This is a genomic window from Clostridium sp. DFI.1.208, assembly GCF_024463855.1.
In the GTDB taxonomy this organism is placed as follows: Bacteria; Bacillota_I; Bacilli_A; order Erysipelotrichales; family Erysipelotrichaceae; genus Clostridium_AQ.
The window spans coordinates 1-14,164 of the sequence record NZ_JANGCA010000035.1; the positions used below are offsets into that span (position 1 = coordinate 1).

Here is a 14,164-nt window from a genome sequence, read left to right on the forward strand (position 1 = left end):
TCCACATTCACAATTACACATTTTATCACAACCTGAAGTGATACCAAATAATTCAGGTGGAAAGGAGAACTGGTATATTAAATTTATTACTCATTATATGAGTAACTTAAATATACCAGGAGTGATTGATTTATGCGTATGATTTGGAACAAAGGACACCGTATCAGAGCCAGCGACAAGCACCTTGTTTATCATTTTTCCATAGAGACGCTTCTGTTTGTGTTCGTGACAGTTCTCCTGCTACTGAATAGCAAACAGCTCATGCGTACCGACTGGGAGCATTTCAGCTTGTTAGAAAACGGCTTGACGCTTTCCCCTTACAACTTCATAACCATATTGATAGCGACTGGTGTTTGTGCATTGGTCGCTTTTGGGTATTACCGCTTCTGTTACGACAGTTTCAAGAAGCTACTGCACCGTCAAAAGCTGGCAAGAATGATACTGGAAAATAAGTGGTATGAAGCCGATACCGTACAAGACAGCGGTTTTTTTACTGACCTGCAAAGCAGATCAAGGGAAAAAATCGTCTGGTTTCCAAAGATTTATTATCAAATGGAAAAAGGACTGCTTCATATCCGCTGTGAAATTACGCTGGGAAAATATCAAGACCAGCTTTTACGGTTGGAGGATAAATTGGAAAGTGGCTTGTATTGTGAGCTGACCGACAAGACCCTGCATGACGGCTATATCGAATATACCCTGCTTTATGATATGATAGCGAACCGCATTACCATTGATGAAGTACGGGCAGAGAACGGCTGTCTTAGACTGATGAAAAATCTTGTCTGGGAATATGACGCACTCCCTCACGCTCTGATTGCTGGTGGGACTGGTGGCGGTAAAACATATTTTCTGCTGACGCTCATTGAAGCTTTACTGCATACCAACGCTGTCCTTTATATCTTAGACCCAAAGAACAGCGACCTTGCAGACTTGGGAACAGTCATGCCGAACGTCTACCATATCAAAGAAGAAATGATAGACTGTGTCAATGCTTTTTATGAGGGCATGGTACAGCGAAGCGAGCAAATGAAACGACACCCGAACTATAAGACGGGCGAAAACTATGCTTATTTGGGACTTCCACCCTGCTTTCTTATCTTTGATGAATATGTGGCATTTTTTGAAATGCTGGGGACAAAAGAAAGCGTAAACCTACTTAGCCAGTTAAAGAAAATCGTTATGTTGGGACGACAAGCAGGTTATTTCCTTATCGTTGCCTGCCAGCGTCCAGACGCAAAGTATTTCTCGGACGGTATCAGAGATAACTTCAATTTCCGTGTGGGATTGGGGCGTATCAGCGAATTAGGTTACGGTATGCTTTTTGGTTCAGATGTGAAAAAGCAGTTTTTCCAGAAACGTATCAAGGGGCGTGGCTATTGTGATGTGGGAACAAGCGTGATAAGCGAATTTTACACGCCTTTAGTCCCGAAAGGACATGATTTTTTGCAGACTATCGGCTCTCTTGCACAAGCAAGGCAGGACGGGACGGCGACGTGCGAAGCGAAAGGCGACGGCACGGACTAGCCGTTGCTGGTGTGGCGAAGCCACGCCAGCAGGTAAAACCCCTCGGTATCTAACAGAGGGGTACGTTTGCAAATGGACAATAGACAAAAAACATAGGAAACATAAGGCTTATCGCATAGTTTCCTTGCAAAATTCAGATGTGAAGTCGCCTTAAAAAACTTCACACTTTACAGATTGGGGGTATGGTTCTGAATGAAGAACAAGGAATAAAAGAATTACGGGAGAAACGGATTGCTTACGGTATCTCACAAGGCAGGCTGGCGTTGGCTTCTGGTATCACAAGGGAATATCTCAACAAGATAGAAAGCGGAAAAATGAAGCCGTCAAAGGAACTTCTTAATACTCTGCAAAAGGAACTGGCAAAGTTCAATCCAGAAGCACCGCTTACCATGCTGTTTGATTATGTAAAAATCCGTTTTCCCACGCTGGATATACAGCACATTATCAAAGATATATTAAAACTGAATATCAACTATATGCTCCATGAAGATTACGGACATTACAGTTATACGGAGCATTATTCTTTAGGGGACATCTTTATCTATACGTCGGCTGACGAAGAAAAGGGTGTCCTTTTAGAGTTAAAGGGGCGAGGTTGCCGACAGTTTGAAAGTTACTTGCTGGCACAGGAAAGAAGCTGGTATGACTTTCTCATGGACGCACTCGTAGACGGTGGTGTTATGAAGCGTATCGACCTTGCTATCAACGACCATATGGGCATTTTGGATATTCCAGAGCTTGCGGAAAAATGCAGGAAACGGGAATATATCGGAAAGTCCAGAAGTTACAAGTTTTACTTGTCGGGCGAGCTTATCAAGCATAGAGAGGACGACAGAGAATATATGGGGCGTACCCTTTATCTTGGTTCGCTGAAATCCGATGTGTATTTCTGTATCTATGAAAAGGACTATGAGCAGTACGTCAAGTTCGGGATACCGCTGGAAGAAGCCGATATTATCAACCGTTTTGAGATACGGCTACGGAATGAACGTGCCTATTATGCAGTACGAGATTTGCTGACGTATTATGACGCAGAGCAGACCGCCTTTTCTATCATCAACCAGTATGTGCGGTTTGTTGATGAAGAACCCGACAAACGAAAAAGCGACTGGAAACTCAATGACCGCTGGGCGTGGTTTATCGGAGATAAAAGGCAAAGTCTGAAACTGACGACAAAGCCAGAGCCTTATACTCTTTCAAGGACGCTCAACTGGATAGCAAGACAAGTCGCACCTACGTTGAAAATGCTGAAACAGATAGACGCAGGCAATCAGACAGAGTATCTCAAAACCATTGAACAGCAGGCAAAGCTGACGGATAAGCATAAACAGATAGTTAAACAGCAGACGGCTTCGGTAGACGAGCTAATAGAACAGGAAAAGGAGTGATTGATTATGATGTGGGAATTGATAAAGGACTTACTGCTGGTATCACTTGGCATGGATATTGGTGTAGTTCTGATGTGTATTATGAGTGTCGGCAAAGAAGCTGACTATAAAATGAAACAATTAGAAGAAAGCGAGGACAATTAAATGAATTTCGGACAAAATTTGTACAACTGGTTTTTAAGCAATGCACAATCTTTAGTGCTTATGGCAATCGTAGTAATTGGTATTTACTTAGGGTTCAAGCGTGAGTTTTCAAAACTTATCGGCTTCTTAATAGTAGCCCTTATCGCTGTCGGATTGGTATTCAATGCCAGTGGTGTCAAAGACGTGTTGCTGGAACTGTTCAATAAGATTATCGGGGCGTAAAATTTTATTGTGGTGCTGATATTAGAATGTTATAATATGGATATGAAAAAGTGATAAATTTGAAGTTGTGGAGGTGCTTTTTTTGCGAGTATACGAAAATAAAGAAAATCTTAAAACTGAAATAAATAAAGCATTTGTGAAATATATTTCAGAATTTGATAATATTCCAGAAACCTTAAAAGATAAGAGAGTTGATGAAGTTGATAGAACTCCAGCAGAAAACCTTGCTTATCAGGTAGGATGGACAACCTTACTTCTTAAATGGGAAGAAGATGAAAGAAAGGGATTTCAAGTAAAAACACCATCGGATAAATTTAAATGGAATCAACTTGGTGAATTATATCAGTGGTTTACGGATACCTATGCTCATTTATCCTTGCAAGAGTTGAAAGCTAAATTAAATGAAAATATTAATAAAATCTATACAATGATTGATTCATTGAGTGAGGAAGAATTATTTAAACCACATATGAGAAAATGGGCTGATGAAGCGACTAAAACAGCAGTATGGGAAGTATATAAGTTTATTCATGTGAATACTGTTGCACCTTTTGGAACTTTCAGAACAAAAATCAGAAAATGGAAAAAGATAGTACTATAAATTGTAGTTTTACACAGTCAAATTTCAGTTTTTGTGGGAGATTGGAAACACGTAAGAATTTGAATGTGAGGTGGAATTATGGCGTCAAGCAAAGAATATTTAGAGTTTATTTTAGGACAGTTATCAGAGCTGGAAGAAATTACTTATCGAGCTATGATGGGAGAATTTATTATTTATTATCGTGGAAAGATTGTAGGTGGTATCTATGATGATAGATTGCTTGTTAAACAAGTGAAATCAGCAATTAGTTATATGCCAACAGCTTCGTATGAGTTACCCTATGAGGGAGCAAAAGAAATGCTGTTGGTAGACGAAGTTGATAATAAGGAGTTTCTGACGGGGTTGTTTGATGTAATGTATGATGAACTACCAACGCCAAAACCTAAAAAGAAAAAATAAACAGCTTCTAGTTTTATAATTTCATATCCATATACACAAAGCAGTTAGTCTTAGGATTGACTGCTTTTTTCTACCTAAATTTTAGATTGGAGTGATGAAATGAACGATATTTTTAAGTATATGCAGGCAAAAGTCGGCTGTGAATATCTTTCTGACCTGCCCTCTTATAAACGCAAGGTGTGGCATGAAATGAAGCAACTGAACCTTGCCGATTATCCGCAGAAACAGTTAGAAAAATTTTCAAAATATGTGTTTGGTATGTCATACCAGACCTTAAAAGATGTGAGGAAACAACAGAAAGGACGTGAGGAACAATGCAGGAAACAAGGGTGCTGGTGGAAACGGGAAGAACAACTGGAGAAGAAACAATGTCGTACTGGTTCGACCTGCCGATAGATGTTGCAGAATTTGAAGAAAAGTTAGGTGTCGGTGCAGAAAGCAGGGATTACCGCATTATCGAAAAGGTACTGCCCTTTGCTGATGAAGTCCACGAACATACAAGCGTGTACCAGCTCAATGAATTCGATTTTATGTACCGCCAGCTAGTAGCCGATATGCAGGAAGAATATCCAATGCTTCTTACCGTATTTGAGAACTTAGAAGCACTTTATATTTGCAGGAACGTGATTACGGTTTATCCAGACTGTAAAAGTATGATTGATGTTGCAAGGCAAAAGCTGATGAATGACCCGACGTTTAAACATCTGTCCGAGGACTGTCAAGAATACTATTTTGATTATGAAGCATACGCTAATCACTTGCAGCAACACGGAAAATTCCTGCAAACAGAACACGGTATCTTTGAACTGCCAGAGTAGGAAATGAGGTGGTGCAAATGACAGATGATATGGCGGTTTATATTGCGAATCTTGGGAGATACAATGAGGGCTATTTGGTTGGGGCTTGGTTCACATTCCCCATTGACGAAGAAGATGTGAAAGAAAAAATTGGCTTGAATGAACAGTACGAAGAATACGCAATCCATGATACCAATAACTTCCCCATTGCGATTGGCGAGTATGTTTCCATTGAAGAACTTAATGAGATGTATGAAATGATAGAGGAACTTCCCGACTATATCGCAGAGTGTCTGGACGAATTTATCAGCCACTACGGGACGCTGGAAGAAGTCGTGGAACATAAGGACGATATTTATTATTATCCAGACTGTGAAACCATGACAGACGTTGCCTATTACTACATAGACGAATTGCAGGCACTAGGGGATATTCCACCCAGCTTACAGAACTACATTGACTATGAAGCCTACGGGCGAGATTTGGATATGGGCGGTTGCTTTATTGAAACAAGCCGAGGTATGTGCGAGATACCATATTAACGCTGGAAGATCAGCGACAAGCATGGTTGCTACTGACAGCGTATTTCTCTTTTAAGGGACAGTCTGAAACATGGCTGTCCTTTTCTATTTTGAAAGGAGCTGAAAGAACTTGAAAAAGATTAAATCTTATACGGGTATCTGGAACGTGGAAAAAGTCTTGTATGCAATCAATGACTTTAACTTACCTTTTCCCGTTACCTTTACACAGATTACATGGTTTGTGATTACGGAATTTCTCATCATTCTGTTTGGGGATATTCCCCCACTTTCCATGATTGAGGGAGCATTTCTCAAATATTTTGGTATTCCCGTTGCTCTCACTTGGTTTATGTCGCAGAAAACTTTTGACGGAAAGAAGCCGTACAGCTTTTTGAAATCACAGATAACCTATGCCCTGCGACCTAAAATCACTTATGCAGGAAAAGCCGTAAAACTGCATAAGCAGACCTTGAATGAAACAATCACGGCAGTAAGGAGTGTGAACTATGTTCCCGATAAAATATATTGACAATAACCTTGTCTGGAACAAGGACAATGAGGTGTTCGCTTACTATGAGCTGATACCATACAATTATTCTTTCCTATCCGCAGAGCAGAAATTTATTGTGCATGACAGCTTTCGACAGCTTATCGCACAGTCCCGTGAGGGTAAAATTCATGCCTTGCAGATTGCCACGGAAAGCTCCATACGAAGTATGCAGGAGCAGTCAAAGAAACTGGTAACGGGGAAACTTCGTGAGGTGGCAGTCCAGAAAATAGACGAACAGACCGAAGTGTTAGTATCTATGATTGGGGATAATCAAGTGGACTACCGCTTTTTTCTTGGCTTTAAGCTCATGGTTACGGAAGAACAGCTCAATCTGAAGAACATCAAAAAATCGGCGTGGCTGACGTTCACAGAATTTCTCCATGAAGTGAACCACACGCTGATGAATGATTTTGTTTCCATGCCGAATGATGAAATCAACCGTTACATGAAAATGGAAAAGTTACTGGAAAATAAAATCTCCCGTCGCTTTAAGGTGCGTCGCTTGGAAATCAATGATTTTGGGTATCTCATGGAACATCTTTACGGCAGGGACGGTATCGCTTATGAAGATTATGAGTACCAGCTACCAAAGAAGAAATTGCAGAAAGAAACGCTGATAAAATACTACGACCTTATCCGTCCGACAAGGTGTGCGATTGAGGAAAGCCAGCGGTATTTAAGATTGGAACATGAGGACAAGGAAAGCTATGTGTCTTACTTTACCGTCAATGCGATTGTAGGCGAGCTTGATTTTCCGTCAAGTGAAATCTTCTATTTCCAGCAACAGCAATTCACATTCCCCGTTGATACTTCTATGAATGTAGAAATCGTGGAGAACCGAAAGGCTCTTACCACAGTAAGAAATAAGAAAAAGGAATTGAAAGACCTTGACAATCACGCTTATCAAGCAGGAAGTGAAACCAGCTCAAATGTGGTGGACGCATTAGACAGCGTGGACGAGCTGGAAACGGACTTAGACCAGAGCAAAGAAAGTATGTATAAGTTAAGCTACGTGATACGGGTGTCTGCACCCGATCTTGACGAGCTGAAACGCCGTTGTGATGAAGTCAAGGACTTTTACGACGACCTCAATGTAAAGCTGGTGCGTCCTGCTGGGGATATGCTGGGGCTTCATTCTGAATTTTTACCAGCCAGCAAGCGATATATCAATGACTATGTGCAGTATGTAAAATCAGATTTTTTAGCTGGGCTTGGTTTTGGTGCGACACAGCAGTTAGGGGAAACTACGGGTATCTATATGGGCTATTCCGTTGATACGGGAAGAAATGTGTACCTGCAACCGTCTTTAGCTTCGCAGGGTGTGAAAGGTACAGTTACAAATGCCCTTGCTTCTGCTTTTGTCGGTTCGCTTGGCGGTGGTAAGTCGTTCTGCAATAATCTTCTGGTATATTATGCGGTGCTGTTTGGCGGTCAAGCACTTCTGTTAGACCCTAAAAGTGAGCGTGGAAATTGGAAAGAAACGCTCCCAGAAATCGCCCATGAAATCAATATCGTAAACCTAACCAGCGATAAGGACAATGCAGGACTTCTTGACCCATTCGTGATTATGAAGAATGTCAAAGACGCTGAAAGTCTGGCAATCGACATTTTGACATTTTTAACGGGTATTTCCTCTAGGGACGGCGAAAAATTCCCCGTACTTCGTAAAGCGGTTCGCTCCGTTACCCAGAGTGAAAAAAGAGGACTGTTATACGTTATTGAAGAATTGAGAAAGGAAGATACCGCAATCTCACGCAATATCGCAGACCATATCGACAGCTTTGCAGACTATGATTTTGCACATCTGCTGTTTTCAGACGGTACGGTGGAAAATGCTATCAGTCTGGATAACCAGCTCAATATCATTCAAGTAGCCGACCTTGTGTTGCCAGATAAAGATACCACTTTTGAGGAATACACGACCATTGAATTATTGTCGGTATCTATGCTGATTGTGATTAGTACCTTTGCACTCGACTTCATTCACAGCGACAGAAGCATTTTTAAGATTGTAGACCTTGACGAAGCGTGGGCGTTCTTAAATGTGGCACAAGGCGAAACTTTATCAAATAAGCTGGTTCGTGCTGGACGAGCTATGCAGGCAGGCGTTTATTTTGTTACCCAGTCTGCCTATGATGTTTCAAAGGAAAGTCTGAAAAACAATATCGGCTTGAAGTTTGCCTTTCGTAGTACCGACATTAACGAGATAAAGCAGACCTTAGAATTTTTCGGTATCGACAAGGACGACGAGAACAACCAGAAACGCTTGCGTGATTTGGAGAACGGGCAATGCTTATTGCAGGACTTATACGGGCGTGTCGGTGTGGTACAGATACACCCCGTCTTTGAAGAACTGCTACACGCCTTTGATACCAGACCGCCAGTTAAGAGAAATGAGGTGGAGTGATGAAAGAAAGGATAATAGGTGCGTTCACAAAAAAGAAGATTTTCCAATTTCTCAAAATGGTTCTGTTTGTCGTGGCACTTTCCCTTATCCTGCTTTCACTTCTGGGGACGGTAGCTCATGCGACGGGGCTTGTGGACGATACCATAAACGCAGAAAATCTTTACTCAAAATATCCCCTTTCCAACTACCAGCTTGATTTTTATGTAGATAATAGCTGGTCGTGGTTGCCGTGGAACTGGCTGGACGGGATTGGAAAATCGGTACAGTACGGGCTTTACTGCATTACCAACTTTGTCTGGACTATCAGTTTATATTTGAGTAATGCAACGGGGTATGTGGTGCAGGAAGCCTATAAACTGGACTTCATCAATGATATGGCAGATAGTATCGGAAAAAGCATACAGACCCTTGCAGGCGTTACCTCAAACGGTTTTTCTTCCACGGGCTTCTATGTTGGTTTCCTGCTTCTCATTATCTTAGTAGTGGGAATGTATGTTGCCTATACGGGACTGATAAAAAGAGAAACCAGTAAGGCACTTCACGCCGTTATCAACTTTGTGGTGGTGTTCGTGCTGTCCGCTTCGTTTATTGCCTACGCTCCTGATTACATCAAGAAGATAAATGAATTTTCAAGTGATATTAGTACCGCTTCGTTGGACTTGGGAACAAAAATCATACTCCCCAACTCTGACAGCGAGGGCAAGGACAGCGTGGACTTGATAAGGGACAGCTTATTTTCTATTCAAGTGGAACAGCCGTGGCTCTTGCTTCAATTCGGGAACAGCAACGCAGAGGAAATCGGTACAGACCGTGTAGAAGCTCTCGTATCGGCAAGCCCAGAGGACGAGGACGGGAAAACCAGAGAGGAAGTCGTGAAAACAGAAATCGAGAACAACGACAACAACAATCTGACGATACCGCAGGTCGTAAACCGCTTGGGTATGGTGTTCTTCCTCTTGTTCTTCAACTTGGGTATCACGATATTCGTATTCTTGCTTACGGGCATGATGTTGTTCAGCCAGATACTTTTTATTATCTTCGCTATGTTTCTGCCTATCAGCTTTCTACTTTCTATGATACCGAGCTATGAAAGCATGGCAAAGCAGGCAATCGTGAGAGTGTTTAATACCATAATGACACGGGCAGGAATAACACTCATTGTAACGGTGGCGTTCAGCATTTCCAGTATGTTTTATAACATCTCCACAGACTACCCGTTCTTTATGGTGGCGTTCTTGCAGATAGTTTGCTTTGCAGGTATCTACATGAAGCTGGGCGATTTAATGAGTATGTTCTCTTTGAACGCTAATGACAGTCAAAGCATGGGACGCAGGATTTTCCGCAGACCATATCTGTTTATGCGACATCGGGCTAGGCGTATGGAACACCGTATTGCAAGGGCGGTAAGTGCTGGCGGTATTTCGGGCGGTGTGGCTGGTGCGGTGGCTGGAAGTGCCGTTGCTGGCAAGAGGGCTGAAAGAAAAAATACCGCTTCTAAAGAAAATCGGGTCAATACCACTTCCAGTATGGGACAGCGTGCAGGCTCAAAGGTAGGTGCTGTCTTAGATACGAAAAATAAAGTGAAAGACAAGGCAAACGCTGTCAAAGAAAATATCAAGGATATGCCGACACAGACCGCTTATGCGGTATATTCCGTAAAGGAAAAGGCAAAGTCCAGCGTGTCTGACTTTAAGCGTGGCATGGTGCAGGAACAGCAGTCCAGACAGACGGGACGCTTGGAAAAGCAGGAACAGCATAGGCAGAATATCGCTGATAAGCGTATGGAGCTTCAAAAGGCACAAGAAGCAAGACATAGAAAGACGGACGGATCAGCGACAACGGGAGCTACCCGTCCCCATGAGCGACCAGCCACAGCTTCAAAGCCGAGTGCGGAAAAAATGCAGGAAGTCAAACGCCCTGCCACAGCGACCACTCCGAAAGCAAGTGAGCCAGTCAAGACAACTGTTATCAAAGAGCGTCCGTTATCTTCTGGTGCTTCTGATAAGAAAGCGACCCAGTCGGCACAGCCAGTACATAGACAGAATGTAGAAAAAGTGGTATCGCAGGAAACACGCCAGAATTACAAAGCAGAGCGTACCACAAAGACACAGACCTTTGAACAATCAAAGCGTACAACGGAACATACCGAAAAGAACCGTAACCTTGTAACGAAGAAAGGACAGAAGAAAAAATGAAACTGAAACATATCGCTCTTATTGGCAGTCTGTTTCCTATCCTCTTTTCTCTGGTACTGTTCTTTGGTGTGTTGATTAGTGCGGACAGCGACGACGAGAACAGCAACTTTTCTTCTAGCATTACGGGTATGAACCTATCCGCAGAAGTCTTAAAACATCAGCCTATGGTAGAAAAATACGCCAGAGAAAACGGTATCTCCGAGTATGTCAATGTGTTGCTGGCTATCATTCAAGTAGAAAGTGGCGGTACGGCAGAAGATGTTATGCAGAGTTCGGAAAGTCTTGGTTTACCGCCCAACTCTTTAGATACGGAAAGCTCAATCAAGCAGGGGTGTAAGTATTTTGCGTCCCTGCTTTCTTCCTGCAAAAATCAAGGTATGGACGACTTGAATGTAGCGATACAGTCCTATAACTATGGCGGTGGTTATGTGGGATATGTGGCAGGAAAAGGAAAGAAACATACATATAATCTTGCAGAGAGCTTCGCCCGTGAAAAATCGGACGGAAAGAAAGTAACCTACACCAACCCGATAGCCGTTGCGAAGAACGGGGGCTGGCGTTATCAGTATGGCAATCAATTTTACGTCGAATTAGTCAATCAGTATTTAACTGTTCCGCAGGTATCGGGGGAACTGGCACAAAAAGTAATGAATGAAGCGTTGAAATATCAAGGCTGGAAGTATGTGTATGGCGGTAGCAATCCCAACACTTCCTTTGACTGTTCGGGACTTACGCAATGGTGCTATGGAAAAGCTGGTATCTCCTTACCGAGAACGGCACAAGCCCAGTATGACGCAACCCAACATCTGCCACTCTCGCAGGCAAAGGCTGGCGATTTGGTATTTTTCCATTCTACCTATAACGCTGGTACTTATGTAACGCACGTTGCAATTTATGTAGGGAATAACAAGATATATCATGCAGGCGACCCGATAGGATATGCAGACCTAAATAATAGTTACTGGCAACAGCATTTAATCGGTGCAGGACGAGTAAAACAATAGAAAGGACTTGAAAAATATGTTTAAGAAGAGTAAGAAACAGACAGAAAATGTCAAAGGAAAAAAGGTGCGTACTGTCAAGGTAGGCACACATAAGAAAACCGTAATTGCGTTGTGGGTGGTGCTTATCGCAAGCGTGAGCTTTGGGGTGTATAAGAATTTTACGGCTATCGACCAGCACACCACGCATGAAAAAGAAATCATTGAGCTTCGCTTGCAGGACACCAACGGGATTGAAAATTTCGTGAAGAACTTTGCGAAGTCCTATTACACATGGAGTAACAGCAAAGAAGCCATTGAAGCAAGGACGCAGGCAATCAGCGGTTATCTGACAAAGGAATTGCAGGACTTGAATGTTGATACCATTAGAACCGATATACCGACTAGCTCCACAGTTACAGATGTGATTGTGTGGAATATCGAACAGTCGGGAACGGACACTTTTTCTGCCACCTACGAAGTAGATCAGCAGATAAAAGAGGGAGAACAGACAACAGCAATTAAAGCAACCTATACCGTGAAAGTCCATGTGGACGCTGACGGGGATATGGTAATCGTTCAGAACCCTACCCTTGCACCAGCAATCGAAAAATCAGACTATGAGCCTAAAACACCAGAAGCAGACGCAAGCGTGGACGCTGATACCGTAAATGACGCTACCTCATTTTTGGAAACATTCTTTAAGCTCTATCCGACAGCCACAGAAAAAGAACTTGCTTACTATGTATCGGGAAATGTGCTTGAGCCTATCGGCAGGGACTACCTTTATTCTGAACTGGTAAACCCAGTATTTACAAAGGACGGGGACAATGTGAAAGTCAAAGTAGCCGTAAAATTCCTTGATAATCAGACAAAGGCAACGCAAGTTTCGCAGTATGAGCTTGTGCTACATAAGGATAGTAACTGGAAAATTGTAGGGTAAATGATAATTAGGCTTGCAATTCTGTATTGATTTGTAAGCCTAATTATATTACTTATACTTCTGGAAAATCCCGACTAATAAAGTATCTATTGCTTCAGCTAATTCAAATCTAACTTTGTCTGGAGCAGAAAAGGCGTTTCCTAATTGTAAAGTTGTATAACCGTGAATTATTCCAGTAAGCATATTTAATATTTCAAGTGTTTTGTCTTTATTAAGACTGCATGATTGGATAAGAGTAGTTAATAATGAAAGATAATTGTTAAAAATGGTTGCTGTTTCCTCTGTTCCGTGCCACACAGCCCATTGAATTGTTTCATAAACTCCAGGGTGTTCAATCATATAGTTTAGGTATTCGATAGAAACTAACTTAATTGCTTCTTTCTCTATTTTTCCAACGGCAACTTTCATCATTCTTTCATTCATCTCACGCATACCATTATGAGCAACTTCTAAAAGAAGATTATCTAAACTTTCTATGTGATTATATAAAGATGGTGTACGAATGTTTAATTTTTGAGCAACAGCTTTTAACGAAACATTATTTAATCCTTTTTCATCTGCTAAGTCTGATGTTGTTTTTATTACTGCTTCTTTAGTGGTTTTCATAGTTATTCACCTCATTCAAAATATCATACAAACACAATTCTAACTAATCGAATTAGTGTGGTCAATAATATAATTAGAAAATTATGACTATTTATTGACTTTTCTACAAAAATATTTTAAAATACTAATTAGATTAGTTTAATAACTATTTAAAATAGTATTTTAAGGAGCGATTATATGTGTACAAGATTTGTTTACAATGGTATAGATAAAATTGTTGGTTTTAATTTTGATATTGACCTCTCTGTATGGGACCATACTGTAATTACCGAAGAAAATAGATTTTATATTGGTATTAAAATGCCTGACGGTCTGTATCATTCATTTCATGGGGTAAATAAAAATGGTAATGTAGGAACACTTCTTTATGTGCATGGTAACGAAAACGCAAAGTATATAGAAAGCGAGGATTGTATTACAATATCTGAATTAACAGAAAAATTCATTAAAGCTGAGATTTCTTTTGATAAAGCCTTAGACATTGTTAAAAGGAAAAAAATTATTTATGCACCAGATGCTACTATGCAAGCTATGCTTTCTGATAAAAAAGGACGTGTTTTAATTATTGAACCCGGAATTGGGTATAGATATGAACAAGAGAATTTTTCACTTATTACAAATTATTCTATTCTAAAACCAGATATAACAAAGCCGTACATTGTTTCTGGGGATACAAGATACGAAGTGGCTAAAAAGTTATTGGCAGGATACGATAAAGATTTTTCAGTAAATGACGCATTTAAAGTATTAAAATCTGTTTCTCAAAAAGACTTGTGGGCAACTAGGGTTTCATTTGTATATTCTACAGAAAAAAATAAAGTATATTATGTCTTGAATAATGATTTTAGTAATATATTTGAATTTCATTTTTAATACTAATGAAT

At 41.0% G+C, this 14,164-nt stretch carries 16 protein-coding genes; 15 read left to right on the top strand and 1 reads right to left on the bottom strand.

Annotated elements, in window-relative coordinates:
- The first annotated feature begins 132 nt into the window (after positions 1 to 132).
- The 14 genes from NE665_RS16195 to NE665_RS16260 all read left to right on the top strand — a co-directional run bounded on the left by NE665_RS16195 (position 133) and on the right by NE665_RS16260 (position 12,674).
- Positions 133 to 1,527 carry an FtsK/SpoIIIE domain-containing protein gene (locus tag NE665_RS16195; protein WP_077744575.1) on the top strand — a complete coding sequence of 465 codons (1,395 nt, stop codon included), beginning with the start codon at positions 133 to 135 and terminating at the stop codon, positions 1,525 to 1,527.
- A gap of 182 nt (positions 1,528 to 1,709) precedes the next feature.
- Positions 1,710 to 2,915 (top strand): MobT family relaxase, encoded by a 1,206-nt coding sequence (gene mobT, locus NE665_RS16200; protein ID WP_077716479.1) that lies wholly within the window; start codon positions 1,710 to 1,712, stop codon positions 2,913 to 2,915.
- Between the two features lie 9 nt (positions 2,916 to 2,924).
- The gene (locus NE665_RS16205; protein ID WP_256302572.1) at positions 2,925 to 3,059 is read left to right on the top strand and encodes a DUF3789 domain-containing protein; all 135 of its coding nucleotides are present in this window, start codon (positions 2,925 to 2,927) and stop codon (positions 3,057 to 3,059) included.
- Positions 3,060 to 3,281, top strand: coding sequence for a hypothetical protein (locus NE665_RS16210; RefSeq protein ID WP_077716480.1), 222 nt, complete (start codon positions 3,060 to 3,062; stop codon positions 3,279 to 3,281).
- 82 nt (positions 3,282 to 3,363) lie between these two features.
- Entirely contained in the window at positions 3,364 to 3,882 is a 519-nt protein-coding gene (locus NE665_RS16215) for a ClbS/DfsB family four-helix bundle protein (RefSeq protein WP_009264289.1), read from the top strand.
- Between the two features lie 78 nt (positions 3,883 to 3,960).
- Entirely contained in the window at positions 3,961 to 4,281 is a 321-nt protein-coding gene (locus NE665_RS16220) for a TfoX/Sxy family protein (protein ID WP_077716481.1), read from the top strand.
- 99 nt (positions 4,282 to 4,380) lie between these two features.
- A complete protein-coding gene (locus NE665_RS16225) occupies positions 4,381 to 4,677 on the top strand; it encodes a hypothetical protein (RefSeq protein WP_009264287.1) in 297 nt (98 codons plus the stop codon).
- Positions 4,596 to 5,099, top strand: coding sequence for an antirestriction protein ArdA (locus NE665_RS16230; protein ID WP_009264286.1), 504 nt, complete (start codon positions 4,596 to 4,598; stop codon positions 5,097 to 5,099). Before NE665_RS16225 ends, NE665_RS16230 begins: the two co-directional genes overlap by 82 nt.
- Before the next feature lie 17 nt (positions 5,100 to 5,116).
- On the top strand, positions 5,117 to 5,620 hold the full coding sequence (locus tag NE665_RS16235) for an antirestriction protein ArdA (RefSeq protein ID WP_009264285.1): 504 nt from the start codon (positions 5,117 to 5,119) through the stop codon (positions 5,618 to 5,620).
- Positions 5,621 to 5,729: 109 nt separating this feature from the next.
- The gene (locus NE665_RS16240) at positions 5,730 to 6,128 is read left to right on the top strand and encodes a conjugal transfer protein (protein WP_010723729.1); all 399 of its coding nucleotides are present in this window, start codon (positions 5,730 to 5,732) and stop codon (positions 6,126 to 6,128) included.
- Positions 6,106 to 8,556, top strand: coding sequence for an ATP-binding protein (locus tag NE665_RS16245; protein WP_009264283.1), 2,451 nt, complete (start codon positions 6,106 to 6,108; stop codon positions 8,554 to 8,556). The genes NE665_RS16240 and NE665_RS16245 overlap by 23 nt, the downstream gene beginning before the upstream one ends.
- A complete protein-coding gene (locus NE665_RS16250; RefSeq protein ID WP_077735069.1) occupies positions 8,556 to 10,751 on the top strand; it encodes a hypothetical protein in 2,196 nt (731 codons plus the stop codon). Before NE665_RS16245 ends, NE665_RS16250 begins: the two co-directional genes overlap by 1 nt.
- A complete protein-coding gene (locus tag NE665_RS16255; protein ID WP_009264281.1) occupies positions 10,748 to 11,755 on the top strand; it encodes a C40 family peptidase in 1,008 nt (335 codons plus the stop codon). The genes NE665_RS16250 and NE665_RS16255 overlap by 4 nt, the downstream gene beginning before the upstream one ends.
- A gap of 16 nt (positions 11,756 to 11,771) precedes the next feature.
- Positions 11,772 to 12,674, top strand: a complete 903-nt coding sequence (locus tag NE665_RS16260; protein ID WP_009264280.1) for a conjugal transfer protein — start codon at positions 11,772 to 11,774, stop codon at positions 12,672 to 12,674.
- 48 nt (positions 12,675 to 12,722) lie between these two features.
- On the opposite strand, the gene NE665_RS16265 is transcribed toward NE665_RS16260, so the two are convergent.
- Positions 12,723 to 13,280, bottom strand: coding sequence for a TetR/AcrR family transcriptional regulator (locus NE665_RS16265; protein ID WP_076627789.1), 558 nt, complete (start codon positions 13,278 to 13,280; stop codon positions 12,723 to 12,725).
- A gap of 177 nt (positions 13,281 to 13,457) precedes the next feature.
- Between NE665_RS16265 and NE665_RS16270 the strand changes: the two genes are divergently transcribed.
- Positions 13,458 to 14,153 carry a conjugal transfer protein gene (locus tag NE665_RS16270; RefSeq protein ID WP_076627788.1) on the top strand — a complete coding sequence of 232 codons (696 nt, stop codon included), beginning with the start codon at positions 13,458 to 13,460 and terminating at the stop codon, positions 14,151 to 14,153.
- Positions 14,154 to 14,164 lie beyond the last annotated feature (11 nt).

What these genes read in the sequence shown, in the direction of transcription:
- NE665_RS16245 (WP_009264283.1), top strand. Translation starts at nt 6,106, where the DNA reads ATGTTCCCGATAAAATATATTGACAATAACCTTGTCTGGAACAAGGAC.
- NE665_RS16235 (WP_009264285.1), top strand. Translation starts at nt 5,117, where the DNA reads ATGACAGATGATATGGCGGTTTATATTGCGAATCTTGGGAGATACAAT.
- NE665_RS16260 (WP_009264280.1), top strand. Translation starts at nt 11,772, where the DNA reads ATGTTTAAGAAGAGTAAGAAACAGACAGAAAATGTCAAAGGAAAAAAG.
- NE665_RS16225 (WP_009264287.1), top strand. Translation starts at nt 4,381, where the DNA reads ATGAACGATATTTTTAAGTATATGCAGGCAAAAGTCGGCTGTGAATAT.
- NE665_RS16220 (WP_077716481.1), top strand. Translation starts at nt 3,961, where the DNA reads ATGGCGTCAAGCAAAGAATATTTAGAGTTTATTTTAGGACAGTTATCA.
- NE665_RS16210 (WP_077716480.1), top strand. Translation starts at nt 3,060, where the DNA reads ATGAATTTCGGACAAAATTTGTACAACTGGTTTTTAAGCAATGCACAA.
- NE665_RS16270 (WP_076627788.1), top strand. Translation starts at nt 13,458, where the DNA reads ATGTGTACAAGATTTGTTTACAATGGTATAGATAAAATTGTTGGTTTT.
- NE665_RS16255 (WP_009264281.1), top strand. Translation starts at nt 10,748, where the DNA reads ATGAAACTGAAACATATCGCTCTTATTGGCAGTCTGTTTCCTATCCTC.
- NE665_RS16205 (WP_256302572.1), top strand. Translation starts at nt 2,925, where the DNA reads ATGTGGGAATTGATAAAGGACTTACTGCTGGTATCACTTGGCATGGAT.
- NE665_RS16265 (WP_076627789.1), bottom strand. Translation starts at nt 13,280, where the DNA reads ATGAAAACCACTAAAGAAGCAGTAATAAAAACAACATCAGACTTAGCA.
- mobT (WP_077716479.1), top strand. Translation starts at nt 1,710, where the DNA reads ATGGTTCTGAATGAAGAACAAGGAATAAAAGAATTACGGGAGAAACGG.
- NE665_RS16195 (WP_077744575.1), top strand. Translation starts at nt 133, where the DNA reads ATGCGTATGATTTGGAACAAAGGACACCGTATCAGAGCCAGCGACAAG.
- NE665_RS16230 (WP_009264286.1), top strand. Translation starts at nt 4,596, where the DNA reads ATGCAGGAAACAAGGGTGCTGGTGGAAACGGGAAGAACAACTGGAGAA.
- NE665_RS16250 (WP_077735069.1), top strand. Translation starts at nt 8,556, where the DNA reads ATGAAAGAAAGGATAATAGGTGCGTTCACAAAAAAGAAGATTTTCCAA.